Source organism: Streptomyces sp. NPDC096310, from assembly GCF_044763125.1.
Lineage (GTDB): Bacteria > Actinomycetota > Actinomycetes > Streptomycetales > Streptomycetaceae > Streptomyces.
Genome location: NZ_JBIWFO010000016.1, coordinates 80,220 through 105,726, shown reverse-complemented (window position 1 = coordinate 105,726; position 25,507 = coordinate 80,220). Strand labels below are relative to the sequence as shown.

21 protein-coding genes, 1 pseudogene and 1 riboswitch are annotated in these 25,507 nt (G+C 69.8%); of the genes and pseudogenes, 13 read left to right on the top strand and 9 right to left on the bottom strand.

The features are described 5' to 3' along the window. Positions 1–226: 226 nt before the first annotated feature. The 9 genes from rpsB (at position 227) to ACIQ7D_RS25905 (ending at position 10,307) form a co-directional block, all read left to right on the top strand. A complete protein-coding gene (gene rpsB, locus ACIQ7D_RS25945; protein ID WP_403941336.1) occupies positions 227–1,123 on the top strand; it encodes a 30S ribosomal protein S2 in 897 nt (298 codons plus the stop codon). A gap of 93 nt (positions 1,124–1,216) precedes the next feature. Beyond that, a complete protein-coding gene (gene tsf / locus ACIQ7D_RS25940) occupies positions 1,217–2,053 on the top strand; it encodes a translation elongation factor Ts (protein WP_403941334.1) in 837 nt (278 codons plus the stop codon). Between the two features lie 179 nt (positions 2,054–2,232). Next, positions 2,233–2,997: a UMP kinase gene (gene pyrH, locus ACIQ7D_RS25935; RefSeq protein ID WP_403941332.1), complete on the top strand. Its 765-nt coding sequence runs from the start codon at positions 2,233–2,235 to the stop codon at positions 2,995–2,997. Positions 2,998–3,124: 127 nt separating this feature from the next. Continuing rightward, on the top strand, positions 3,125–3,682 hold the full coding sequence (gene frr / locus ACIQ7D_RS25930; RefSeq protein ID WP_046499668.1) for a ribosome recycling factor: 558 nt from the start codon (positions 3,125–3,127) through the stop codon (positions 3,680–3,682). Then, positions 3,682–4,749, top strand: a complete 1,068-nt coding sequence (locus ACIQ7D_RS25925; RefSeq protein WP_403941330.1) for a phosphatidate cytidylyltransferase — start codon at positions 3,682–3,684, stop codon at positions 4,747–4,749. Before frr ends, ACIQ7D_RS25925 begins: the two co-directional genes overlap by 1 nt. 159 nt (positions 4,750–4,908) lie before the next feature. Further along, positions 4,909–6,015 (top strand): 23S rRNA (adenine(2503)-C(2))-methyltransferase RlmN, encoded by a 1,107-nt coding sequence (gene rlmN, locus ACIQ7D_RS25920; protein WP_384924717.1) that lies wholly within the window; start codon positions 4,909–4,911, stop codon positions 6,013–6,015. A gap of 39 nt (positions 6,016–6,054) precedes the next feature. Further along, positions 6,055–6,180: riboswitch (TPP riboswitch) on the top strand. A gap of 91 nt (positions 6,181–6,271) precedes the next feature. Next, on the top strand, positions 6,272–7,396 hold the full coding sequence (locus ACIQ7D_RS25915; protein WP_403941328.1) for a thiamine ABC transporter substrate binding subunit: 1,125 nt from the start codon (positions 6,272–6,274) through the stop codon (positions 7,394–7,396). Between the two features lie 203 nt (positions 7,397–7,599). Next, positions 7,600–9,213: an ABC transporter permease gene (locus ACIQ7D_RS25910; protein WP_403941438.1), complete on the top strand. Its 1,614-nt coding sequence runs from the start codon at positions 7,600–7,602 to the stop codon at positions 9,211–9,213. Continuing rightward, positions 9,213–10,307 (top strand): ABC transporter ATP-binding protein, encoded by a 1,095-nt coding sequence (locus ACIQ7D_RS25905; protein ID WP_403941326.1) that lies wholly within the window; start codon positions 9,213–9,215, stop codon positions 10,305–10,307. Before ACIQ7D_RS25910 ends, ACIQ7D_RS25905 begins: the two co-directional genes overlap by 1 nt. Before the next feature lie 7 nt (positions 10,308–10,314). Here ACIQ7D_RS25905 and ACIQ7D_RS25900 read toward each other — a convergent pair whose 3' ends face one another. The 6 genes from ACIQ7D_RS25900 to ACIQ7D_RS25875 all read right to left on the bottom strand — a co-directional run bounded on the left by ACIQ7D_RS25900 (position 10,315) and on the right by ACIQ7D_RS25875 (position 16,465). After that, positions 10,315–10,737: a nuclear transport factor 2 family protein gene (locus tag ACIQ7D_RS25900; protein ID WP_403941324.1), complete on the bottom strand. Its 423-nt coding sequence runs from the start codon at positions 10,735–10,737 to the stop codon at positions 10,315–10,317. A 156-nt stretch (positions 10,738–10,893) separates the two neighbouring features. Then, positions 10,894–12,021: an LOG family protein gene (locus ACIQ7D_RS25895; RefSeq protein ID WP_403941322.1), complete on the bottom strand. Its 1,128-nt coding sequence runs from the start codon at positions 12,019–12,021 to the stop codon at positions 10,894–10,896. 305 nt (positions 12,022–12,326) lie between these two features. Then, complete coding sequence (locus tag ACIQ7D_RS25890) at positions 12,327–13,691, bottom strand: hypothetical protein (RefSeq protein ID WP_403941321.1); 1,365 nt, start codon at positions 13,689–13,691, stop codon at positions 12,327–12,329. Beyond that, a complete protein-coding gene (locus ACIQ7D_RS25885) occupies positions 13,673–14,401 on the bottom strand; it encodes an ABC transporter ATP-binding protein (protein ID WP_403941319.1) in 729 nt (242 codons plus the stop codon). Before ACIQ7D_RS25885 ends, ACIQ7D_RS25890 begins: the two co-directional genes overlap by 19 nt. Positions 14,402–14,660: 259 nt before the next feature. Further along, complete coding sequence (locus ACIQ7D_RS25880) at positions 14,661–16,040, bottom strand: aspartate aminotransferase family protein (RefSeq protein ID WP_403941317.1); 1,380 nt, start codon at positions 16,038–16,040, stop codon at positions 14,661–14,663. Then, positions 16,025–16,465 (bottom strand): Lrp/AsnC family transcriptional regulator, encoded by a 441-nt coding sequence (locus tag ACIQ7D_RS25875; RefSeq protein ID WP_385005444.1) that lies wholly within the window; start codon positions 16,463–16,465, stop codon positions 16,025–16,027. The genes ACIQ7D_RS25880 and ACIQ7D_RS25875 overlap by 16 nt, the downstream gene beginning before the upstream one ends. 374 nt (positions 16,466–16,839) lie before the next feature. Between ACIQ7D_RS25875 and ACIQ7D_RS25870 the strand changes: the two genes are divergently transcribed. Further along, entirely contained in the window at positions 16,840–18,279 is a 1,440-nt protein-coding gene (locus ACIQ7D_RS25870) for a gamma-aminobutyraldehyde dehydrogenase (protein WP_403941436.1), read from the top strand. A gap of 317 nt (positions 18,280–18,596) precedes the next feature. On the opposite strand, the gene ACIQ7D_RS25865 is transcribed toward ACIQ7D_RS25870, so the two are convergent. Next, positions 18,597–19,418, bottom strand: a complete 822-nt coding sequence (locus tag ACIQ7D_RS25865) for a glycerophosphodiester phosphodiesterase (protein ID WP_403941315.1) — start codon at positions 19,416–19,418, stop codon at positions 18,597–18,599. Between the two features lie 2 nt (positions 19,419–19,420). Further along, positions 19,421–20,446: an adenosine deaminase gene (locus ACIQ7D_RS25860; RefSeq protein ID WP_403941314.1), complete on the bottom strand. Its 1,026-nt coding sequence runs from the start codon at positions 20,444–20,446 to the stop codon at positions 19,421–19,423. A gap of 189 nt (positions 20,447–20,635) precedes the next feature. Here ACIQ7D_RS25860 and ACIQ7D_RS25855 point away from each other — a divergent pair, with 189 nt between their 5' ends. Continuing rightward, positions 20,636–21,412, top strand: a complete 777-nt coding sequence (locus ACIQ7D_RS25855) for a DUF4190 domain-containing protein (RefSeq protein ID WP_403941312.1) — start codon at positions 20,636–20,638, stop codon at positions 21,410–21,412. Between the two features lie 154 nt (positions 21,413–21,566). Here the strand turns inward: ACIQ7D_RS25855 and ACIQ7D_RS25850 are convergent, their stop codons facing one another. Beyond that, the gene (locus ACIQ7D_RS25850; RefSeq protein WP_403941434.1) at positions 21,567–22,139 is read right to left on the bottom strand and encodes an NADAR family protein; all 573 of its coding nucleotides are present in this window, start codon (positions 22,137–22,139) and stop codon (positions 21,567–21,569) included. A 237-nt stretch (positions 22,140–22,376) separates the two neighbouring features. Between ACIQ7D_RS25850 and ACIQ7D_RS25845 the strand changes: the two are divergent. Further along, positions 22,377–23,773: pseudogene (locus ACIQ7D_RS25845) on the top strand (aminobutyraldehyde dehydrogenase); the annotation flags it as partial. A 307-nt stretch (positions 23,774–24,080) separates the two neighbouring features. Further along, entirely contained in the window at positions 24,081–25,328 is a 1,248-nt protein-coding gene (locus tag ACIQ7D_RS25840) for a spermidine/putrescine ABC transporter substrate-binding protein (RefSeq protein WP_403941432.1), read from the top strand. Positions 25,329–25,507: the final 179 nt, after the last annotated feature.

Sequence of the window (25,507 nt, the reverse complement as noted above, 5' to 3'; positions counted from 1 at the left end):
CTGACCGGTTGTGGATAACGCCGTCACCCGAGGGTGCGAAGGTCCCGTACACTTCTTGTGGCGATCCGGGTCACCGGGTCGACTTCGCACGCCTCGTCATCGGCCTCTTCGCGCCGGTGCCAGCGCTTCTCGGTCTCGGGCTCTCCCGTGGCACAGCGTAATCGAGGCGTCAGGCGCGACTGCCGTCCGGCGGACGCGACAACCGAGTACCTCAAGGAGTACGGCCATGGCCGTCGTCACGATGCGGGAGCTGCTGGAAAGCGGCGTCCACTTCGGTCACCAGACCCGTCGCTGGAACCCGAAGATGAAGCGTTTCATCTTCACGGAGCGCAACGGCATCTACATCATCGACCTGCTCCAGTCGCTGTCGTACATCGACCGCGCCTACGAGTTCGTCAAGGAGACCGTCGCCCACGGCGGTTCCATCATGTTCGTCGGTACGAAGAAGCAGGCGCAGGAAGCCATCGCCGAGCAGGCGACGCGCGTGGGCATGCCCTACGTCAACCAGCGCTGGCTGGGCGGCATGCTCACCAACTTCTCCACCGTCTACAAGCGCCTTCAGCGTCTGAAGGAGCTTGAGCAGATCGACTTCGAGGATGTGGCCGCCTCCGGCCTCACCAAGAAGGAGCTGCTGGTTCTCTCCCGCGAGAAGGCCAAGCTTGAGAAGACCCTCGGTGGTATCCGCGAGATGCAGAAGGTGCCCAGCGCCGTCTGGATCGTCGACACCAAGAAGGAGCACATCGCCGTCGGTGAGGCGCGCAAGCTCCACATCCCGGTCGTCGCGATCCTCGACACCAACTGCGACCCCGACGAGGTCGACTACAAGATCCCGGGCAACGACGACGCTATCCGCTCCGTCACCCTGCTCACCCGCGTGATCGCCGACGCCGTCGCCGAGGGCCTCATCGCCCGTTCCGGCGTCGCCACCGGTGACTCGAAGCCGGGCGAGAAGGCCGCCGGCGAGCCCCTCGCCGAGTGGGAGCGCGACCTGCTCGAGGGCGAGAAGAAGGACGACGCCGAGAAGCCGGCCGAGGCCGCCACCGAGGCCTCGGCCGCCGAGGCCGAGAAGTCGGCCGAGGCGCCCGCCACCGAGGCCCCGGCCGCGGACACCGAGCAGGCCTGACCTTCATCAGGTTCGGCAGTTGACGGCGGGGGCCCATCGGCCCCCGCCGTTCACCCGTAGATCTTTCAGACCTTCGAAAGAGAATTACAGATCATGGCGAACTTCACCGCCGCTGACGTCAAGAAGCTCCGCGAGCTCACCGGCGCCGGCATGATGGACTGCAAGAAGGCCCTGGAAGAGGCCGACGGCAGTGTCGACAAGGCCGTCGAGACGCTCCGCGTCAAGGGTCAGAAGGGCGTCGCCAAGCGCGAGGGGCGTTCGGCCGAGAACGGCGCCGTCGTCTCCCTCATCTCCGAGGACAAGACCTCCGGGGTCCTCATTGAGCTGAAGTGCGAGACGGACTTCGTCGCCAAGGGTGACAAGTTCCAGGCCGTGGCCAACACGCTCGCCGCGCACGTCGCCGCGACGTCCCCGGCCGACCTGGCCACGCTGCTCGCCTCCGAGATCGAGGCCGGCAAGACCGTCCAGGCGTACGTGGACGAGGCGAACGCGAACCTGGGCGAGAAGATCGTCCTGGACCGCTTCGCGCAGTTCACCGGCGGCTACGTGGCGGCGTACATGCACCGCACCATGCCCGACCTCCCGCCGCAGGTCGGCGTGCTGGTCGAGCTGGACAAGGAAGACGCGCAGGTCGCCAAGGACATCGCGCAGCACATCGCCGCCTTCGCGCCGAAGTTCCTCAACCGCGACGAGGTCCCGGCCGAGACGGTCGAGAAGGAGCGCCGCGTCGCCGAGGCCACCTCGCGCGAGGAGGGCAAGCCCGAGGCCGCCCTTCCGAAGATCATCGAGGGTCGTGTCAACGGCTTCTTCAAGGAGAACGTCGTTCTGGAGCAGGCCTTCGCGAAGGACAACAAGAAGTCCGTTCAGAAGATCCTGGACGAGGCCGGTGTCGCCCTGAAGCGCTTCTCGCGCATCAAGGTCGGCGTCTGAGTCCGTACGCGATCAACCAAAGACCCCGATAGGGTCGGAGGCAGTCGCTCGCGCGTGCCTGACGGCATTACTTCGCAGGCGGCCGGGCGACCGCAGATCTGACGAGGAGGCCATTGCCGCACAGGGAACCGCAAGGACCCCGGCAATGGCCTTCTTCGTATGTGCACGAGGAGATCTCCATGGAACAGGCCGACAAGAGCGTCGAGAAGAGCGCCGACGGTGCGAAGCGCCGCTTCATGCTGAAGCTGTCCGGTGAGGCGTTCGCCGGCGGAGGGGCGCTCGGAGTCGATCCCGACGTCGTCCACGCCATCGCCCGCGAGATCGCCGCCGTCGTCCGCGACGGCGCCCAGATCGCGGTCGTTCTCGGCGGCGGGAACTTCTTCCGCGGCGCCGAACTCCAGCAGCGCGGCATGGACCGGGCCCGCTCCGACTACATGGGCATGCTCGGTACGGTCATGAACTGCCTGGCCCTTCAGGACTTCCTGGAGAAGGAAGGCATCGACTCCCGCGTCCAGACGGCCATCACCATGGGCCAGGTCGCGGAGCCGTACATCCCGCTGCGCGCCGTACGCCACCTGGAGAAGGGCCGCGTCGTCATCTTCGGCGCCGGTATGGGCATGCCGTACTTCTCCACCGACACCACCGCCGCCCAGCGCGCCCTGGAGATCGACGCCCAGGCGCTGCTGATGGGGAAGAACGGCGTGGACGGGGTGTACGACTCCGATCCCAAGACCAACCCCGACGCGGTCAAGTTCGACGCGCTCGAATACAGCGAGGTCATCGCCGGCGATCTGCGCGTCGCCGACATGACCGCGATCACGCTGTGCCAGGACAACCGGCTGCCGATCCTTGTCTTCGAATTGCTGAAGGAAGGCAATATCGCGCGTGCGGTCAAGGGTGAGAAGATCGGCACGCTCGTGAGCGACCAGGGCACCCGGAACTGATCCCGGGCTGCCCCGTACGGGGATGGACAAAGCCCTGCCGGTCGGACACCGTGCAGGACAGGACGCGACGCAGGTTCCGCCGGCCGGCAAGCATGCCGGGCCCACTCAAGACACGCAGGAGCAAGTGGTGATCGAAGAGACCCTCCTCGAGGCCGAGGAGAAGATGGAGAAGGCCGTCCTGGTCGCCAAAGACGACTTCGCCGCGATCCGCACCGGGCGTGCGCATCCGGCGATGTTCAACAAGATCGTGGCGGACTACTACGGTGCGCTCACCCCGATCAACCAGCTCGCCTCGTTCGCCGTACCCGAGGCGCGGATGGCCGTGGTGACCCCGTTCGACAAGAGCGCGCTGCGCAACATCGAGCAGGCCATCCGGGACTCCGACCTCGGCGTCAATCCGAGCAACGACGGCAACATCATCCGGGTGGTGTTCCCGGAGCTAACCCAGGACCGCCGTAAGGAGTTCATCAAGGTCGCCAAGACCAAGGCCGAGGACTCGAAGATCTCGATCCGCGCCGTACGCCGCAAGGCCAAGGAGACCATCGACAAGCTGGTCAAGGACGGCGAGGTCGGCGAGGACGAGGGACGTCGCGCCGAGAAGGAGCTCGACGACACCACCGCGAAGTACGTCGCACAAGTGGACGAGCTGCTCAAGCACAAGGAAGCCGAGCTGCTCGAAGTCTGATGAACGACTCTTCCCGGGGGGCCTTGCCGACAGCCGGTTACTGGGGACCGACCGACCAGGGGGCTGCCCCGGCGGGTCCCGCATACGATGAGCATTCCGCACAGCAGACTCGGCCCATGCCCATCGTGCCCGACGAACCCGCGAACGACGGGGCCCAGAACGACGACCGGGGGGCTGCTCGGCCGGGTGGCCCCCTGTTCCGCGACGAGACTTCGCAGGAGCCCATGGCCGACCCCCCGCCGTCCCCGCCGAAGAAGCGGGCCGGTCGTGATCTTCGCGCGGCCATAGGAGTCGGTGTCGGGCTCGGCGCCGTGGTCGCGGCGTCGCTCTTCATCGTCAAGGCCGTGTTCATCGGTGTCATAGCGATCGCCGTGGTCGTGGGGCTGTGGGAGCTGACCTCACGGCTAGACGAGAAGAAGGGCATCAAGGCACCGCTCGTACCGCTGGCCGTGGGCGGCGCCGCGATGGTCGTCGCCGGGTACGCGCGCGGTGCAGAGGGTGCCTGGGTCGCGATGGCCCTCACCGCTCTCGCCGTGCTGATCTGGCGGATGACGGAGCCGCCTGAGGGCTACCTCAAGGACGTCACCGCGGGGGTCTTCGCCGCGTTCTACGTGCCCTTCCTGGCGACCTTTGTCGCGATGATGCTCACAGCGGGGGACGGTTCGCAGCGTGTGCTGATGTTCCTTGTGCTCACCGTCGTCAGTGACACCGGCGCGTACGCGGTCGGCTGGCGCATCGGTACGCACAAGCTCGCGCCCCGTATCAGCCCCGGCAAGACCTGGGAGGGGCTCGGCGGCGCCGTCACCTTCGCGATGGTGGCCGGCGCGCTCCTGATGGAGTTCCTGATCGACGGCGGCGCCTGGTGGCAGGGGCTGCTGATCGGTCTGGCCGTCGCGGCCAGCGCCACGCTCGGCGATCTCGGCGAGTCCATGATCAAGCGTGACCTCGGGATCAAGGACATGGGCACGCTGCTGCCGGGGCACGGCGGGATCATGGACCGGCTCGACTCGCTGCTGCCCACGGCGCCGGTGGTCTGGCTGCTCCTGGTGCTCTTCGTGGGGGCCTGACCGGGTCCTGAGGGGGCTACGCGCCGCCCACGGCGCGGCGCGTAGCCCCCTCGTGGCCTCTTCTCGGCGCGGTCTCCCGGAGCGGTCTCTCTTAGTAGTCTCTCCGGGCGGCGTGCGGGGCGCTGGCCACGTGGCGCCGTCTGCGACACTGGATGAACCATGCCTGCACCCGGAGAACTCACTTTCGTCGCGCCCCGCGGAGCCAAGAAGCCCCCGCGGCATCTCGCCGACCTCACCCCCGCCGAGCGCCGCGAGGCCGTCGCCGCCATCGGGGAGAAGGCGTTCCGCGCCAAGCAACTGTCGCAGCACTACTTCGCGCGGTACGCGCACGACCCCGAGCAGTGGACGGATATCCCGGCCGCCGCACGGCAGAAACTCGCGACGGAGCTGCTGCCCGACCTGATGTCGGTGGTGCGGCACATCTCGTGCGACGACGACACGACCCGTAAGACGCTCTGGCGACTGCACGACGGCACGCTCGTCGAGTCCGTACTGATGCGCTACCCCGACCGGGTCACCATGTGCATCTCGTCGCAGGCGGGCTGCGGGATGAACTGTCCCTTCTGCGCGACCGGACAGGCAGGCCTGGACCGTAATCTGTCCACCGCGGAGATCGTCCACCAGATCGTCGACGGGATGCGCGCCCTGCGCGACGGCGAGGTCCCCGGTGGCCCCGCCCGGCTGTCCAACATCGTCTTCATGGGCATGGGCGAGCCTCTCGCCAACTACAAGCGCGTCGTCGGCGCGATCCGGCGGCTCACCGACCCCGAGCCGGACGGCCTGGGCATCTCGCAGCGCGGGATCACCGTCTCCACGGTCGGTCTGGTGCCCGCGATGCTGCGCTTCGCCGACGAGGGCTTCAAGTGCCGGCTCGCGGTCTCCCTGCACGCCCCCGACGACGAGCTGCGCGACACCCTCGTTCCGGTCAATACGCGCTGGAAGGTCCGAGAGGTGCTGGACGCCGCGTGGGAGTACGCGGAGAAGTCCGGCCGCCGGATCTCCATCGAGTACGCCCTGATCCGCGACATCAACGACCAGGCCTGGCGGGGCGATCGGCTCGGTCGGCTCCTCAAGGGCAAGCGGGTCCACGTCAACCTGATCCCGCTCAACCCGACCCCGGGCTCCAAGTGGACGGCGTCGCGCCCGGAGGACGAGAAGAAGTTCGTCGAGGCGATCGCGGCGCACGGCGTTCCGGTGACCGTACGCGACACACGGGGCCAGGAGATCGACGGGGCATGCGGACAGTTGGCTGCCACGGAGCGGTAGCGCGGTCTGGGGGTAACCTTGGGCCGAAACGTATTGCATATTTTCCGACAGGGGAGCGCCACAGCGCTGAGAGTGCGGCACATGTCCGTGAGAGCGGGCAGCGGTCGCAGACCCTCTGAACCTTGCCCGGGTCATTCTGGGTAGGAAGTTCGGACATCACTCAAGCTGTTGCGCCCTGCCCAGGGCCCGGTCCGTGCCGATGACCGGGCCCGGGGCAGGGCCGCGTCTTCTCCTGGACTTCCCAGGAGGAAAACCAGTGAGCACCATTCGTACCTGTACCGGCGCCAGAAGGGCGGCGTTCGCCGCGCTGGCCGCGGCGCTCGGCGCCACGACCCTCGCGGCCTGCGGCGGTTCCGACGGCTCCGCGTCGTCCGGCGACGGGGGGAGTGGCGGCGCGCAGTCCAAGACCGTCACCCTCGTCAGCCACGACTCCTTCAACGCGTCCCCCGCGGTGCTGAAGGAGTTCACCAAGGAGACCGGTTACACCGTCAAGGTACTGAAGAGCGGCGACGCCGGCGAAGCGCTCAACAAGGAGATCCTGACCAAGGGATCGCCCCAGGGGGACGTCTTCTTCGGCGTCGACAACACCCTGCTCTCCCGCGCCCTGGACAATGACCTCTTCGCGCCGTACGGGGCGAAGGGCCTGGACCGTGTCGACGCGAGCGCGCAGCTCGATAAGGAGAAGCACCGGGTCACGCCGATCGATATCGGTGATATATGCATCAACTATGACAAGAAGTACTTCGCTGACAAGGAGCTGGCGCCGCCGCAGTCCTTCGACGACCTGATCAAGCCTCAGTACAAGAACCTCCTGGTCACCGAGAACGCCGCGACATCCTCGCCCGGCCTCGGCTTTCTCCTGGGCACCGTCGCGCACTACGGGGACGACGGCTGGCAGGACTACTGGAAGGAGCTCAAGGACAACGGCGTCCAGGTCGTCGACGGGTGGGAGCAGGCGTACAACGAGAGCTTCTCCGGCTCACCGGGCGGAAAGAAGGCCAAGGGCGACCGGCCGCTGGTCGTCTCGTACGCCTCCAGCCCGCCCGTGGAGGTGCTGTACGCGAAGCCGCAGCCCCAGAAGGCCCCGACGGGGGTCTCCACGGGTACCTGCTTCCGGCAGACCGAGTTCGCGGGGCTGCTCGACGGCGCGAAGAACGTGGCCGGTGGCAAGGCTCTGCTGGACTTCCTGATCAGTGAGAAGTTCCAGGCGGACATGCCGCTGAACATGTTCGTCAACCCTGTGGTCAAGGGCGTCGCGCTGCCCGAACTGTTCACGAAGTTCGGTGCGACCATCGACCGGCCCGAGACCGTGGCGCCCGACCGTATCGCCGCCAACCGTGAGCAGTGGATCCAGTCGTGGTCCTCCCTCGTAGTGAAGTAACCGCCGAGGAGAAGGACCGGGCGGCGGAGAAGGACGGCCGGGCCGTGCGAGGCACGGTGACGCGCCGTGGCGGCGTACGGGGCGGGCCACGGCGCGTGCTACGGGGCTCTGTGCGCGGCGCTCTGCGCATGCCCGGCGCCTTGCGAGGCCGGCAGTGGCGAGGGAACGGGCGCGGGCGCGGCAGCGCCGTACGCCTCGCCCTCATGGCCGGGCCGCTCGCCTTCTTCGCCGTCTTCTTCGCCTACCCCGTGGTCGCAATTGTCGGTCGCGGCCTCAAGAGGGACGGTGCCTGGCAGTTCGGACGCGTCGGCGACGTACTGAGCCGCCCCGACATCCTCGGCGTCCTGTGGTTCACCACCTGGCAGGCGCTCGTCTCCACTGCGCTCACGTTGCTGATCGCGCTGCCCGGCGCCTATGTCTTCGCGCGCTTCTCCTTCCCCGGGAAGCAACTGCTGCGCGCCGTGGTCACCGTGCCCTTCGTGCTGCCCACTGTCGTCGTCGGCACCGCCTTCCTGGCGCTTCTCGGGCGGGGTGGACTCCTCGACGACCTGTGGGGCGTGCGGCTCGACACCACCGTCTGGGCGATCCTTCTCGCCCATGTCTTCTTCAACTACGCGGTGGTCGTACGCACCGTGGGTGGTCTGTGGTCACAGCTCGACCCGCGCCAGGAGGAAGCGGCGCGCGTGCTGGGCGCCGGACGACTCGCGGCGTGGCGTCGCGTGACCCTGCCCGCGCTCGCACCGGCCGTCGCAGCCGCCGCGCTGATGGTCTTCCTCTTCACGTTCACCTCCTTCGGCGTCGTACAGATCCTCGGTGGCCCCGGCTTCTCCACCCTTGAAGTCGAGATCTACCGGCAGACCGCACAACTTCTCGACCTGCCCACCGCAGCCGTACTGACGCTCGTGCAGTTCGCGGCGGTCGGTGCGATTCTCGCCGTACACGCCGCGACCGTACGGCGGCGGGAAACCGCGCTGAAGCTCGTCGACCCGGAACAGACCGCGCGCCGGCCAGCCGGAGCCGGGCAGTGGGCGCTGCTCGGCGGCGTGCTCGCGACCGTCGCCCTGCTGGTCCTGCTGCCCCTGGGAGTGCTCGTCGAGCGCTCCCTCGACGGTCCGGGCGGCTATGGGTTCGGCTACTACCGGGCGCTCACCTCGGTGGACGCGAGCGGCGGCACCTTCCTCGTGCCACCGCTGGAGGCCGTCTGGAACTCGCTGCGGTACGCGCTGGTCGCCACAGCCGTCGCGGTGGTGATCGGCGGCCTCGCCGCCGCCGCGCTGACCCGCCGCGCCGGACGCCTCGTACGGGGCTTCGACGCGCTGCTGATGCTGCCGCTCGGCGTCTCCGCCGTCACCGTCGGCTTCGGCTTCCTGATCACCCTCGACAAGCCGCCGCTCGACCTGCGGGGCTCCTGGATCCTCGTGCCGCTCGCTCAGGCGCTGGTGGGCGTGCCCTTCGTCGTACGGACCATGCTGCCGGTGCTGCGCGCGGTGGACGGGCGGCTGCGCGAGGCGGCTGCCGTTCTCGGAGCGTCTCCGCTGCGCGCCTGGCGGGAGGTCGATCTGCCGTTGGTACGGCGGGCCACGCTCGTCGCGGCAGGGTTCGCCTTCGCCGTCTCGCTCGGTGAGTTCGGTGCGACGGTTTTCATCGCGCGTCCCGACCGGCCGACGCTGCCGGTGGCCGTGGCGCGGCTGCTGAGCCGGCCCGGCGAGCTCAACTACGGGCAGGCGATGGCGTTGTCCACGGTCCTGATGGTGGTGTGCGCGGCCTCGTTGCTGGTGCTCGAACGTATCCGTACCGACCGCTCGGGAGAGTTCTGATGGCCTTGCTGACCCTGTCGGACGTGACCGTGCGGTTCGGCACCGGAACCGGCGTCGCACCGCACGCCGCGCTCGACGCGGTCGATCTGGAGGTGGCCGAGCACGAGATCGTCTGTGTGCTCGGGCCGAGCGGGAGCGGCAAGTCGACACTGCTGCGCGCCGTGGCAGGCCTTCAGACCCCGGACGCCGGGCGGATCACCCTGGGCGGCACCGACCAGTCGGGGGTGCCGGTGCACCGGCGTGGCGTCGGGCTGATGTTCCAGGACCACCAGCTCTTCCCACAGCGCGACGTGGCGGGGAACGTCGCCTTCGGACTGCGGATGCGCGGCGTGTCACGCGACGAGCAGTCCCGGCGGGTCGACGAACTGCTCGAACTCGTGGGCCTGCCGGGCGCCGGACGGCGCGCCGTCGCCGCGCTCTCCGGCGGTGAACAGCAGCGGGTCGCCCTGGCACGGGCGCTCGCGCCCCGGCCCCGGCTGCTGATGCTGGACGAGCCGCTCGGCCAGCTGGACCGAAGCCTGCGCGAGCGCCTCGTGGTCGAACTGCGCGGCCTCTTCGGACGACTCGGTACGACCGTGCTCGCCGTCACTCACGACCAGGGCGAGGCATTCGCGCTCGCCGACCGGGTCGTGGTGATGCGTGACGGCCGCATCGCCCAGAGCGGCACACCGCTGGAGGTCTGGCAGCGGCCCGCCTCCGCGTTCGTGGCGCGCTTCCTCGGCTTCGACAACGTCGTGCCCGCGACCGTGGCCGACGGGGCCGCCGAAACGCCCTGGGGCCGGATCCCCGTACCGGACGGCTCCGCACGGGGGGAACGGCGGCTCCTGGTACGCCCGGCGGGCGTACGGCTGGTCGACGCCGCGCAGGGGCTGCGCTGCACCGTCGAGGCCCGTACCTTCCGGGGCAGCCGCGTCGCCGTACTGCTGCGTCCCGATCAGCCGGGCGACGGGCCGGTCCTGGAAGCCGAGTGCGGGCTGCACGCCGCCCCGGCGGAGGGCGCGACGGTAGGGGTCGCCTTTGCCGCCGAGGATGTGGTGGTCCTGGAGGAGCGGGACGAGCGCCCCGTAGGGGGCGGCGTACAGTCGGCGCACTGAAGCCCGCTCAGGGAGTGCAGGCGGCAGCGATGGCGAGGCTGTCCTCGTAGACGTGGTAGCGGGTGATCAGGCCGTCTTCCACAGTCAGCCGTATGGCGAAGGGCGAGCGGAACGACTTCCCCGTGCGCCGTACGGTGCCCGCGAGCCGGCCACCGAGTGCGGCTTCCGCGCCGTCTGCGACAAGAACGTCCATGGAGGAGCCGTCCGGGTCGGGGCGCTGTCCCTCGGCGAGTTCACGGAAGTGGTCCGCGACATCGGCGCGCGTGGTGCGGGGCCGGATCCACGGGACGGCGGGGTTTTCGGCGATGACCCAGTCGACGCGCTCCGCGAAGAGTTCGGCGATACGCGCGGGGTCGCCCTCCGCGATGCGCTGGAGCAGAAGCTGGACAGCAGCGCGGGTGTGTTCGGTGAGGGTGGCGCCGTCGGTCATCGTGGATCCCCTGTTCCAGTGTGTGTACGGGGATGAGCCTGTCGCGCGGTGCGCGCGGCGTCGATTACCTCAAAGGTCATGCCCACAGGCGGCGTACGGCGCGGTGGACGTGCCCGACCGGACCAGGCTGGGTTTTGAGTACGGCGGCGTCCGCCGTCAGCCGGCGGAAAGCCTGGCAAGCGCGGCGGGGGCCTCGTCCACCGAGCCGACGAGCGCGATCCGCGCCTCCATCGGGCGTTCCTTCGCCAGTGCTTGGAGCAGCGGCCACGTCGGGAGCCGCTCGGTCCAGTGGGCGCGGTCGACCAGGACCATCGGCGTCGGTTCTCCGCGCGACTGGTAGTAGTTCGGCGTCGCGTTGTCGAAGATCTCCTGGACGGTGCCCGCCGCACCGGGCAGGAAGATCACCCCCGCGTTGGAGCGGGCCAGCAGGCCGTCTTCGCGGGTCGCGTTGGCGAAGTACTTGGCGATGTGGCCGGCGAAGGCGTTGGGCGGTTCGTGGCCGTAGAACCAGGTGGGGATGCCGATGGAGTCGTCGCCCTTGGGCCAGCGCGCCCTGACCTCGAAGGCGGCCCGTGCCCACGCCGAGACGGAGGGAACGAACGACGGTGCTTCGGCGAGCACTTCAAGGGCCTGGTCCAGCATCTCGTCCGGGTGGGCAGCGGCGTACGCGCCGAGGTTCGCGGCCTCCATCGCGCCGGGCCCACCACCGGTGGCGACGGTCAGTCCCGTACGGGTGAGGGAGCGCCCGAGGCGTGCCGCACCGGCGTAGGCCTCGGTGCCACGGGCCATCGCGTGCCCGCCCATGACGCCCACGACGCGCGCGCCGACCACGAGTTCGTCCAGGGCGTCGGAGATTGCGTCGTCGTGCACGGAGCGCAGCATGGACGCGAATATGTCGCCGTCCGCCTTGGTCTGCTGGAACCAGGCGTAGGCGAGGGCGTCGGGGGTGGCCTTGTAGCCGCCCTCCTCAAGGCCTTCGAAGAGCCGATCGGCGGAGTAGAGGAACCCTCGATAGGGATCGAACGGCAGATTCGGTACGGGCGGGAAGACCATGGCACCGTCGGCGCGCACCTTCGACGCGCCGTCGGGGTCCATGGGGCAGCCGAGGAAGACGGTGTCTGTGGTGTCGGTACGGAGGAGTTCCGGCGTACGGGCCGTCAGATCGACGGACTGCACGCGATATCCGCGGAGCGTCCCCCGGGTCTGCACGATGCGGTCGAACTCGTCGAGGGACTCGATCTCGCGGTCCTGGCGGTGCGCGGTGGGCTGATCGTCGTTCGACATGGGGTCACGATAGGGGATTCCCGGAGCCCGGCCCGAGGGACAGGTAAACGAAGTCGCGAGCCCGAAGGTGGCGCGGTACGGCGGGTGCGTGTGGGGACGCCCCGTAGGGCTCCGTGCGCGGCGTACGGTGCGGTGCCCGCCGCGACGACGGGGCCTACGGCGCGGTCACTACGCGGCGTACCCCGCGTAGTGACCGCGCCGTACGCCGCCCCCTCGTAGGCCCGATCCACAGGAGGCCGACGGCGCGGGCCGCCACGCTCGCACCGTCGGCGCTATGGGGCGCGGCGGGCCAGTCGGAATCGGGCCTACCTGGACAGCGGGATAGCTGCCAGCGCCGCCACGGCCCAGGTCAAGGGTGTGAAGACCGCCACCACAGCGGCCGCTCTCACCAGCACCGCCGTGCGCAACAGCCCCGCAGGCGCGCCCGCGACGCGGAGGCTTTCGGTGGCCGAGGCCCGCGCCTGCCGCGCTTCCAGGGCCGCCACCAGCACTGTGGCCGCCGTACAGCCGATGACCAGCGTCGCACCGAGCGCGGTGAGCGGGCCGAAGAGGCGCTCGTCCGAGGGGTCGTACAGGGACGCCGCAGCGAACGTTCCCGACACCACCGCGCACAGCACGCCCAGCGGGTGCCCGATACGCCGCGATTCGGCCATCAAGGTCCGTCCGGCCAGCAGACGGAGCGCTCCGGGGCGCATCCCCTGGAGCAGCCAGCCGCAGAGATACGTGATGCCCGGACCGGCCAGCGCCAGGCCGACGGCGGTCAGTGACCAGCCGGCCAGGACCGCGGCGGAACTGCCGTCGAACCGACCGGGCAGCGGCAGCGCGGGGCCGCCCCCTCCCCGGCTCGCGTACGTCTCGACCGCGAGGCCGGCCGCCGTGAGCGCGACGCCCCAGGGCAGCCCCGCCGGTGCGGGCGCGGGGTACGGGGCGGCCACAGGCGCGGACACAAGGGGCGCGGCCACAGACGTGGTAGCAGGTGCGGGTGGGAGCGCGGCCGTCGCCGTGGCCGTCCGTACCGCCACGGAGCCGTCGGCAGAGGGCAGGGACTCATCCGTGTCCGGCGCCTCAGTGACGGAAGCAGCCAGGGCGGGGGCACCGCCGCCGACGCTCGCCTCCAACTGGGCCCTCGACACGCCCAGTACGACGCCCGCGGCCTTCGCCTCGACACGGCCGCGCCTCCGGAGGGCGAGCCCCGTCGCCATCGTCGCCAGGACCGGTGAGGCCGCCAGCAGCGTCAGCGTCGCGCCGACCGGCAGCGGTCGGCCGGCGGCCAGCAGGCCGGCTGCCTTGCCGTCGAACGGCATGCCCGTCAGGTCGCCGCGGAGATGCAGGAAGAACATCAGCGCCAACGCACTGCCCAGCGTGCAGGAGAGCGCCGTCGACGTCGCCCCCAGCACCGTGAGCCGCGCCGGGCCGAGACCCACCGCCGACAGACCGGAGCGGGATCGGGTGCGCGGTTCGGCGCGTGCGACCGCCACGGCGAACTGGACCGTCGCCGCGAGCGGCACCAGACACCAGAGCAGCCTGACCAGTGACCCTGCCGGGTGGCCCATCGCCCAACCGAGAGTGCACAACAACAGGAAACCGACACCCGCCGACGCCGCGACGACCAGCAGCCGCCGGAACAGGACCAGGGGGTGCGTGCCGCGGCCTAGACGGAGAGCGAGCACGCGGCCCGGCCTTCCGCCTCGGACGGACGCGGCGAGCTGTCCCGCCGGCCGTCGATCAGGGTGACGGTGCGGTCGGCGAGCGTCGCGACCTCCGCGTCCAGGGTGGCGAGGACGACGGTGATCCGGTGCGAGCGCGCCGCGGTGGTCAGCGTACGGAGCACCTGTGTCCGGTCCGTACGGTGCAGCGGCGCGGTCGGCTCGTCGGCGAAGACGACCGAGGGCTCGGTGACCAGGGCGCGTGCGACGGCGACGCGTTGCTGCTGGGACCTGAAGAGGGCGTACGGCCGCTTACGGGCGCAGGGGCCGACGTCGAGGCGCTCCAGCCACTCCAACGCGGTGGTCTTGGCGGCACGGGGCGACGTACCGCGCATCAGCAGGGGCAGCGCGGCGTTCTCCCACGCGGTCAGCTCGGGAACGAGCGCCGGCTCGGGGCCGATCCAGCCGAAGCGGTCGCGGCGCAGCCGTTCGCGCAGCAGGGGGCTCATGGTGTGGACCGGCGAGCTGTTGAACCAGACCTCGCCCTGCTGGGGGACCAACTGCCCCGACAGGCATCGGAGCAGCGTCGTCTTGCCGCTGCCGCGCGAACCGTTCACGGCGAGGATCTCGCCCTCGCGCACACCGAGCGAGACGCCGTCGAGCGCGGGCGATCCGTTGTGGGAGTAGTTCAGGGAACGCGCCCAGAGCACGTCGTTGTCCGGCGGGGCCACCATGGCGTACACCTCGGTTCTGATCGGATGGGTGCGCCTCGGCGCTGCCCGGCCGTCCCACGTCCGGCGGAACGGGGCGGCGACGATCGGTCATGGGGCACGCTAGGTATTCGGAGCGGGGAGAGCGGACATCACAGGCCCGGGTGCCGCCCTTCTCACCCGAAAGGCGGCACCGGGGCGCTTGCCGGGCCCCGTACGGGCCGAGCACGGCGGGCAGGACTCCCTGGGCGCTTCGCCCCCGGGCGGGCCGTGTGACGTCGGCTCAGAGCTTCGTCCACGCCTCCGTCAGCACGGACCGGAGGATCCCCTCGATCTCGTCGAATGTGGACTGGTCGGAGATCAGCGGCGGCGCGAGCTGCACCACCGGGTCGCCCCGGTCGTCGGCGCGGCAGTAGAGGCCGCTGTCGTAGAGCTTCTTGGAGAGGAAGCCGTACAGGACGCGCTCAGTCTCCTCGGCCGTGAACGTCTCCTTGGTGGTCTTGTCCTTCACCAGTTCGATGCCGTAGAAGAAGCCGTTGCCGCGTACATCGCCCACGATGGGCAGGTCGTGCAGCTTCTTCAGGGTGTCGAAGAACGCGCCCTCGTGGTCAAGCACATGCTGGTTGAGGCCCTCGCGTTCGAAGATGTCGAGGTTGGCGAGGCCGACCGCCGCGGACACCGGGTGCCCGCCGAATGTGTAGCCGTGCAGGAACGTGTTGACACCCTGGTAGAACGGCTCGGCGAGCCGGTCGGAGACGATGCAGGCGCCGATCGGGGAGTAGCCCGACGTCATGCCCTTGGCGCAGGTGATCATGTCGGGTATGTAGTCGAACTTGTCGCAGGCGAACATCGTGCCGAGCCGGCCGAAGGCGCAGATGACCTCGTCGGAGACGAGCAGGACGTCGTAACGGTCGCAGATCTCGCGGACCCGCTGGAAGTAGCCGGGCGGCGGAGGGAAACAGCCCCCGGCGTTCTGTACAGGCTCCAGGAAGACCGCCGCGACCGTGTCGGGCCCCTCGAAGAGGATCTCCTGCTCGATCTGGTCGGCGGCCCAGCGGCCGAACGCCTCCGGATCGTCGCCGTACAGCGGGGCGCGGTAGATGTTCGTGTTCGGAACCTTGCGCGCGCCCGGGACCAGCGGCTCGAACGGTGCCTTCAGAGCGGGCAGTCCGGTGATGGAGAGCGCCCCCTGGGGTGTCCCGTGGTAGGCGACGGCGCGCGAGACGACCTTGTACTTGGTCGGCTTTCCCGTCAACTTGAAGTACTGCTTGGCGAGCTTCCAGGCGGTCTCCACGGCCTCGCCACCGCCCGTCGTGAAGAAGACCTTGTTGAGGTCGCCCGGGGCGTGGTGCGCGAGCCGCTCCGCGAGTTCCACGGCCTTCGGATGGGCGTACGACCATACCGGGAAGAAGCCCAGTTCCTGACCCTGCTTGTAGGCGGCCTCCGCCAGTTCGTGCCGGCCGTGGCCGGCGTTGACCACGAACAGCCCCGAGAGGCCGTCCAGGTAGCGCTTGCCCTGGGCGTCGTAGATGTAGGTGCCCTCGCCCCGCACGATGGTGGGCACCGGGGCGTTCTCGTACGAGGACATGCGGGTGAAGTGCATCCACAGGTGGTCGTACGCGGTCTTGGAGAGGTCCTTGCTCACGGCTATCGGGTTCCCCACATGTAGGTCTGCTTCTTCAGCTTCAGGTAGACGAAGCTCTCGGTGGAGCGCACGCCGGGGAGTGCGCGGATCCGCTTGTTGATCACTTCGAGCAGGTGGTCGTCGTCCTCGCAGACGATCTCCACCATGAGGTCGAAGGAGCCAGCGGTCATCACCACGTACTCGCATTCGGCCATCTCCGACAGCGCGTCCGCGACCGGGTCCATGTCGCCCTCGACGTTGATGCCGACCATCGCCTGCCGCCGGAAGCCGACAGTGAGCGGGTCCGTGACGGCGACGATCTGCATCACGCCCTGATCGAGCAGTTTCTGGACGCGCTGGCGTACGGCGGCCTCGGAGAGGCCGACCGCCTTGCCGATCGCGGCGTACGGGCGGCGTCCGTCCTGCTGGAGCTGTTCGATGATCGCGAGTGACACGGAGTCGATCGTCGGCGAGGAGCCGTTCCCGGTCCGGGGCTCAGGTCTGGCCTCGTGCCTGGAGTCGTGCCTCGGGTCGTGCCTTCGGTCGTGTCGGACGCCGGGCTTGGAGCGCCCCGTGGAGGCAGGCGCGGGCTCCGGCTTCGCGTCCGCACCGGACTGCGCCTTCGAGTTCGTTCTGGAGTCTGCGCTACGGCTGGCCACGCACTTCACTGTGCACCGGGACTCGCCCGTATCGCAACCCTGTATCGATGAAATTCGTTGTTCAAGGGCTTCGATAGCACTGAATCCGAAGTTGTGGAGGGTCGGGCCTATTGAAAGCGTCGACCGAGCGATTAGGGTGGGTGTCTCACCCATCGGACACCTGACAGGGAGGGGTGGCAGTGACCACCGAGCTGCGCCGGCTGCGTAACTACATCAACGGGGAGTTCCGGGACGCCGTTGACGGGCGGACCATCGAGGTGGTCGACCCGACCACGGGCGACGCGTACGCCACGTCCCCGCTCTCGGGCAAGGCCGATGTCGACGCCGCCATGGAGGCCGCTGCCGCCGCCTTCCCCGCCTGGCGGGACACCACCCCGGCCGAGCGTCAGAAGGTGCTGCTGAAGATCGCGGACGCCTTCGAGGAGCGCGCGGAGGACCTGATCGCCGCCGAGTCCGAGAACACGGGCAAGCCGATCGAACTCACCCGCACCGAAGAGATCCCGCCGATGGTGGACCAGATCCGCTTCTTCGCGGGCGCCGCCCGGATGCTCGAAGGCCGGTCGGCCGGGGAGTACATGGACGGATTCACCTCCATCGTCCGGCGGGAGCCCGTCGGCGTCTGCGCACAGGTCGCGCCATGGAACTATCCGATGATGATGGCGGTGTGGAAGTTCGCGCCGGCGCTCGCCGCGGGCAACACGGTGGTGCTCAAGCCGTCGGACACCACCCCCGCGTCGACGGTGCTGATGGCCGAGATCATCGGCGCGATCGTCCCCAAGGGCGTCTTCAACGTCATCTGCGGCGACCGCGACAGCGGCCGCGCCATGGTCGAGCACCCGACGCCCGCGATGGCCTCCATCACCGGCTCCGTACGGGCCGGTATGCAGGTCGCCGAGTCTGCAGCCAAGGACGTCAAGCGGGTCCACCTGGAACTGGGCGGCAAGGCGCCGGTCGTGGTCTTCGAGGACGTCGACCTGGCAAAGGCCGTCGAGGACATCGCGGTGGCGGGGTACTTCAACGCGGGGCAGGACTGTACGGCGGCGACGCGCGTCCTCGTCCACGAGTCGATCCACGACGAGTTCGTGACCGCGCTCGCCAAGGCCGCGGCCGACACGAAGACGGGCGCGCCGGACGACGAGGACGTGCTCTACGGGCCGCTCAACAACGCCCGGCAGCTCCAGCAGGTCTCCGGCTTCATCGAGCGGCTGCCGGCCCACGCACGGGTCGAGGCCGGCGGTCACCGGGTCGGCGAGAAGGGCTACTTCTACGCCCCGACCGTCGTCTCCGGCCTCAACCAGGACGACGAGATCATCCAGAACGAGGTGTTCGGCCCCGTCATCACCGTCCAGTCCTTCACGGACGAGGCCCAGGCGCTGGAGTACGCCAACGGCGTGGAGTTCGCGCTCGCCTCGTCCGTGTGGACGAAGGACCACGCGCGGGCGATGCGGATGTCGAAGGCCCTGGACTTCGGCTGCGTGTGGATCAACACGCACATTCCGCTGGTCGCGGAGATGCCGCACGGAGGCTTCAAGAAGTCCGGTTACGGCAAGGACCTCTCGGCGTACGGCTTCGACGACTACACGCGCATCAAGCACGTGATGACGTCCCTCGACGGCTGACGGCTGACGGCTGACGGCTGGGGGCGGGCGTCGGCTGCAGGACAGACGTGCGGGCGGCGGCCGACGACGGTCGGCGGGGGAGCGGCTGCTACCTCACTGCGTGCGCGGGGCGGCGTACAGGGCGCCCCGTACGCCACCGTACGGGGCGGGCCTGCGCGGCGTCCTACGGTGCGCCACCGGGGCGGCGTACGGCGCCGGGCAGGCGCGGCCTCTTACCCGAGCACACTGGGCGGCTACGCCTCGTACGGAGCGAGTTGTACGAGGTGCCTCGTACGGTGGCGACGCGTCTTACCCGCCGGGTTGGCGCCCGTACGCGGCTACATCCCCGCGCGGACCGGACGGTCGGCGTCCGGCCCGCCGGAGTGCTCGCTGAGCAGGCCGGACAGGACGTCGATCCGGTTCGTGGTGATCGAATCGACGCCGCGCTGGATCAGCCTGCGCATGCTGCGCCGCGTGTCCACGGTCCAGGCGGAGACCAGCAGCCCGTCCCGGTGGTTGCGATCGGCCAGCTCCCGGCTGACCAGCCCGAAACGGTAGTTGAGCCAGCGTGGCCGCACCGCCGCGAGCAGCGCGGGGCGCGGCGGCGCCAGGGTCGTCCAGGTCATCGCGATCTCGGCACGCGCGTCGGCGGCGCGCACGGCCAGCATCGTGTCCGGTCCGGCGCAGTAGTACACGCGCTCCTCCGCGCCGCACTCGCGGACGGTGCCGACGATCGCGCGCACCGAAGCCGCGGTGGCGCCCGGCAGATCGATCATGAACCGTCCCCCCGCGCCGTACGGGCCCCGTTCAGGCTCCGGGGCGCCGCCGTAGCCCCCGCCCGGGGGCGGAAGGAGCGCTTCGCGCAAGGTCGGAACCTCGCCGCGCGTCAGCTCGCGCAGCTCGTCGTACGTCACCTCGGCAAGCCGCCGCTCATGACCCCAGAGCCGCGCCAGCGAGGCGTCGTGCAGCAGTACGGGCACGCCGTCCCGGGTGAGCCGTACATCGATCTCGACCGCGTCCGCGCCCCGTCGCCGCGCGGAACGGACCGAGGGGAGGGTGTTCTCCCGGACGCGATAAGGGTCGCCCCGGTGGCCCACGGCGACGACCGCCCGCCCCGTACCGGTGCCGTGTCCGCCGTCGTCGCCATCGCCGACGGCCATGGTCAGCGCGCGAGCCACTGGGCGGTGTACGTGTCGATCTCCTCGGCCAGCCGCTTCTTGCCGGCCGTGTCGAGGAACGACGCCTCGACCCCGTTCTTCGCGAGATCGGCGATGCCGTGTTCGTCCAGGCCGAGCAGCCGCGCCGCGACGCGGTACTCGTTGTTCAGATCCGTGCCGAACATGGGCGGGTCGTCGCTGTTGACCGTCACCAGCACGCCCGCCGAGACCATCGCCTTGATGGGGTGCTCGTCGAGATCGGCGACGGCGCGGGTGGCGATGTTGGACGTGGGGCACACCTCCAGCGGGATGCGGTGCTGGGCGAGATACGCCAGCAGCTCCGGGTCCTGGACGGAGCTGGTGCCATGACCGATGCGCTCCGCGTGCAGGTCGCGCAGCGCGTCCCAGACCGTCTCCGGCCCCGTCGTTTCCCCGGCGTGCGGTACGGAGCGCAGCCCCGCCGCGATCGCCCGGTCGAAGTACGGCTTGAACTGCGGCCGGGGCACGCCGATCTCCGGGCCGCCCAGTCCGAAGCCGACCAGCCCGTCCGGGCGCAGGTCCACGGCGAGCCGAGTGGTCTCCTCGGCGGCCCGCAGGCCCGCCTCACCGGGGATGTCGAAGATCCAGCGCAGTACGACGCCGAGTTCCGCCTCGGCGGCCTTCCGCGCGTCCTCTATCGCCTCCATGAAGGCATGGTCCGGGATACCGCGGTTGGTGGAGCTGAACGGGGTGACCGTCAGCTCGGCGTAGCGGATGTTCTGCCGGGCCATGTCGCGGGCGACCTCGAAGGTCAGCAGCCGCACGTCCTCCGGCGTCCGGATCAGATCGACGACCGAGAGGTAGACGTCGATGAAGTGGGCGAAGTCCGTGAAGGTGAAGAAGTCGACGAGCGCGCCGGGGTCGGTGGGCACCTTGGAGTCCGGGTGCCGGGACGCCAGTTCGGCGACGATGCGCGGCGACGCGGAGCCGACATGGTGGACATGGAGCTCGGCCTTGGGTAGACCGGCGATGAAGGCGTTCGGATCGGTCATCGTGATCCTCCGGGGAAGGGGGCGGTACGGCGCGGGTGCGGACGGTACGGGTGCTGGAAGCGCGGCCTCGGCGGGGCGGCGCGTGGGCCGTCTGCCGGACGGTTTCCGGGGCACGGATCATCGTAGGCCGGACCGGTTCCGCGCGGAGCCGAGGCCGTAGCATGACGGAATTACGAGTGGGGGAGGCCCATGTCAGACAAGAGCGAGCAGCCGTCGGGCGGCTACGAGCCGAGCGATCCCTGGGCGCCGCCGGAGCACAAGGTGCCACTGGACAAGCCGTCGTCCGCGCAGTCGCACACCCCCCAGGGTTCGCAGATGCCGCCGAAGCCGTCCGCCCGATCGGTGCATGATCAGCCGACGGTGACCGGGATGCCGGCCGGCGGGACGGGGCCCGGCACCGGGCCCGGTGCCGGAGGCGGTGCGGGCATGGGGCCGGGGGGCGGCGAGGGCGCCGTACCACCGCCGCCCACCGCTCCCGGTGGGCCCGCCAGGCCCGCCCCGGGACCGTACGGCTACCCGGGAGCCCAGCAGTCCGGCGCCCCGTACGGGGCGCCTACGGGGGCAGGGGCGGGCGCCGGCTACAGCTACCCGGGCTACCCCAGCGCTCCGTACTCCGGATACGGCCAGACCGGCTGGCAGCAGACGCCGTCGAACGGCATGGGGATCACGGCGCTGGTGCTCGGGATCCTCGCCGTCGTGACCTTCTGCTTCTGGGGGATCGGCATCATCCTCGGCGTCCTGGCACTGATCTTCGGGTTCGTGGGCCGCGGACGCGCCCAGCGAGGCGAGGCGAGCAACGCCGGAATGGCGCTGGCGGGCATCATCCTCGGCGCGATCGGCGCTCTGATCAGCGCCGCGTTCCTCGGTTTCCTGATCTGGGCAGTCGTGAAGGGGGAAGAACTGAACTCGAACACCGAAGATCCGTTCGCCACCTCGCTCGTCGTCGGCGCCGCGTCCCACCATTAGAACTGGTCAGGCGGCTCCGCTCCGGACTGGCGGGCGGCCCCCTCCGACCGGTTGGCGGCTCCCTCCGGACCGGGCTGGCGCGCCCTCGGTTCGGAGGCTTCCTGCCCGGGGTTCGGTCCGGCCCCTGCTTCCGGTCAGGGCCCCGGTCCGGCGGTTACTTCCGGTCCGTCCGGAGCCGGTCGCGCGCTTCCATGAGCGCGAAGCCCAGCAGGTTGAGCCCGCGCCACCGCGTGGGGTCCGCCGCCCGCTCGTCGTCGGAGGCGAGCCCGATGCCCCAGATCCGGTCAATCGGGCTCGCCTCGACGAGAACCCGGTCGCCCGTCCCCAGCAGGTAGTCGCGCAGCGACGCGTCCTGCCCGAATTTGTGGACGCTGCCCGTCACCACGATTCCGTAGCGCTCACGCTCCCAGACGGCGTCGTCGAACTCGCGTACCAGCCGCCCCGCCTTCTTGGCGAGCGCCGGATTCGGGGCGCCCAGGGCCGCACGCTCGGCCTTCTCGTCGCCGAAGAGTCGAGCTTTGGCCGCCATCATCCAGTGCTCGGCCGTCGCGTACTCGGCCCCGTCGACCGTGAACGATGCGGGCCACCACTGGCTCAGACAGCTCGTACCGAGCGCGCCGTCCCGCCGGGGGGTGTGCCCCCAGAAGTGCAGATATTTGACCGTCGTGCCGCCCTGGGTCTGCTCGACCAACTCGGCTCGCGTACGTACAGAATTCCCCGTGTTCATCCCCATGTCCCGGAGTCTGCCAGCCACCACTGACAGGGCCCCCGGTTTTTCACACGGTTATGGTCCTGGGGCTGAGCCTCGCCCACCGATTCCGTCGCGTAATCAAAAGGCAACAACGGAATCCCTTGTTGAGGCGGAAGTGCTCTGTCAGGATCGGCCATCAACTCAAGCCGGGACAACCGTTCGCAACTGTTCGTACAAGGGCCGCTGCTGTCGGCCCGGACATGGGAGAGCGTCATGGCCAACCGCTTCCAGGTGCGGGACCGTTTCGCGGAGGGCGCGCAGTTCATCGGCGGGTGGTCGCGACCGGGCACCTCGGGACGTCTGCACGCCGTTGTGAACCCGGCGACCGGCGAAGACGTCTACGCGTACGAACTGGCCGGCCCCGCCGACGTGGACGACGCCGTTGCCGCCGCGCACGAGGCCTTCCCCGGCTGGGCGGGCGCCACGCCCGGCGAGCGCTCCGACGCCCTGCATCGCCTGGCGGACGTTCTCGCCACCCAGGCGGACGACTTCGCGTACGCCGAGACGTTGCAGTGCGGCAAGCCGATCAAGCTCTCCACCGAGTTCGACGTTCCCGGCACCGTCGACAACACGGCCTTCTTCGCGGGCGCCGCACGCCGCCTGGACGGTGCCTCGGCCGGTGAGTACAGCGGCGACCACACCTCCTCCGTACGCCGCGAGCCGATCGGCATCGTCGGCTCCGTCGCACCGTGGAACTATCCGCTCCAGATGGCCGCGTGGAAGATCCTCCCGGCCGTCGCCGCGGGCAACACGGTCGTTCTCAAGCCCGCCGAACTCACGCCCTTCACCTCGCTGATGTTCGCCCGCGCCGCCCAGGAGGCCGGGCTGCCCGACAGCGTGATCAATGTGGTCACCGGGGCCGGCCCCGACGCGGTCGAACGCCTTGTGGGCCACCCTGATGCCGCCATGACGTCGATCACCGGCTCCACCGCCGTAGGGAGGCGTGTCGCGGCGATCGCCATCGCCGCCGTCCCCGTCAAGCGCCTCCACCTCGAACTGGGCGGCATGGCCCCGTTCCTCGTCTTCGATGACGCGGACCTCGAGGCCGCCGTACACGGCGCCGTCACCGCGTCGCTCATCAACAGCGGCCGGGACTGTACGGCGGCCACCCGCGCCTACGTCCAACGGCCGCTGTACGACGCCTTCGTCAGCGGCGTCGCCGACCTCATGGCCGCGGTGCGCCTCGGTGATCCCTTCGACGAGGCGACCGACCTCGGTCCGCTCATCTCCCACGCCCACCGCGACCGCGTCGCGGGCTTCGTCGACCGGGCTCGCGGCTACGCCCGCGTCGTCACCGGCGGGGAGTCCCCCGGGGGTGGCTGGAAGAACGGCGCCTCTTACCGACCCACACTCGTCACGGACGCCGCCCAGGACAACGAGATCGTCCAGTCCGAGGTCTTCGGCCCCGTCCTCGTCGCGCTCCCCTTCGACTCTGACGACGAAGGCATCCGGCTCGCCAACGACACCCTGTACGGTCTCGCCGCCTCCGCCTGGAGCCGCGACGTATACCGCACCGGCCGCGCGGTCCGCGAGACCAGAGCCGGCTGCGTGTGGGTAACGACCACATCCCGATCATCAGCGAGATGCCGCACGGCGGCTACAAGGGCAGCGGGTTCGGCAAGGACATGTCCGCGTACTCATTCGACGAGTACACGCAGCTCAAACATGTGAAGTACGACAACACGGCGGTGGCCAGGAAGGACGGGCATCGCACCGTCTTCGGTGACCGGCAGCGTCGCCACCCCTGAGACCGCACGAAGCCGCAGCCTCCTACGGAGCCCTCAAGCCCTCTCGAGCCCCCTTGAGCCCCAGGAGGCCTCCTCAGGCCCGCCGATGCCGTAGAACCGCCCGAACCGCCCGAACGGTCCAGCAGTCCAGTCGTCACCGTCCAGCCGAAGGGCAGAGTGCATGGAGCAGATGGAGCAGTACGAGCCCGACCGCCCCTCCGCGGCGCAGTGGGCCGCTATACGCCGCACCATGACCAGCGGCCGGGGCGCCCTCACCCGCCGCTCGATGCTGCGCGCCACCGGCGCCGGCGCCCTCACACTGGGCGGGCTCGCCGCGCTGGGCGGCTGCGGCATCCCGCCCGCGAAGAGGGAGGGCGAAGGGCCCGCCTCCACCGATCACTCGGCCGAGGAGAAGCGCGTCGTCTTCTCCAACTGGACCGAGTACATGGACGTCAGCGACGACGAGAAGCACTATCCAACGCTGGAGGCGTTCACCAAGCGCACCGGGATCACGGTCACATACACCGCGGACATCAACGACAACGTCGAGTTCTTCGGCAAGGTCAGGCCACAGCTCGCCGCAGGCCAGGACACCGGGCGGGACCTCATCTGCGTCACGGACTGGCTTGCCGCCCGCATCATCAGGCTCGGCTGGGCGCAGAGACTCGACCCGTCCCACCTCCCGCACGCCTTCGCCAACCTCTCCGCTCCGTTCCGCTCGCCCGACTGGGACCCGGGCCGCGCCTACTCGTACCCCTGGACAGGGATCCCCGCCGTCATCGCGTACAATGCGAAGGCGACCGGCGGGCGTACGGTCGACTCCGTCTCCCAGCTCCTGGACGATCCGAAGCTCACGGGGCGGGTGGCCTTCCTCTCCGAGATGCGCGACACCGTCGGGATGACCCTTCTGGACCTCGGCAAGGACCCGGCGGCCTTCACAGACGCCGACTTCGATGCCGCCCTCGCCCGGATCCAGAAGGCCGTCGACAGGAAGCAGATACGCCGCTTCACAGGCAACGACTACACCGCGGACCTCGACAAGGGCGACATCGCGGCGTGCGTCGCCTGGGCGGGGGACATCGTCCAGCTCCGGAACGACAACCCGGACATCAAGTTCGTCATCCCGCGGGCCGGCTACATGCTCTCCAGCGACAACCTTCTGGTCCCGGCCAAGGCACGGCACAAGACCAACGCCGAGCAGCTCATCGACCACTACTACCGGCCGCCGATTGCCGCGCGGCTCGCCGCGTACATCAACTACGTCTGCCCGGTCGACGGAGTGCGCGCCGAGCTGGCAGGCATCGACAAGTCGATGGCGGACAACACTCTGATCCTCCCGAATGCCGCGATGGCCGCCGCCTCGCACGCCTTCCGTTCCCTCAGTGCCGAGGAAGAGACGGCGTACGAGGAGAAGTTCGCCAAGCTCATCGGTGCGTAGGTGCGTAGGTGCGTAGGTGCGTAGGTGCGTAGATGGCCGCGTGGGGTCCGTGGGCCGCGCCGTACGCCGCGCCGTGCCCGGCGCTCCTGGCGCACCCGCGGCCGTACACCCCACACCGTATGCCCTGCCTCGTACGGCCTTCTGTACGTCGCCTCCCAACGCCCCGCCGGCCCCGCGCC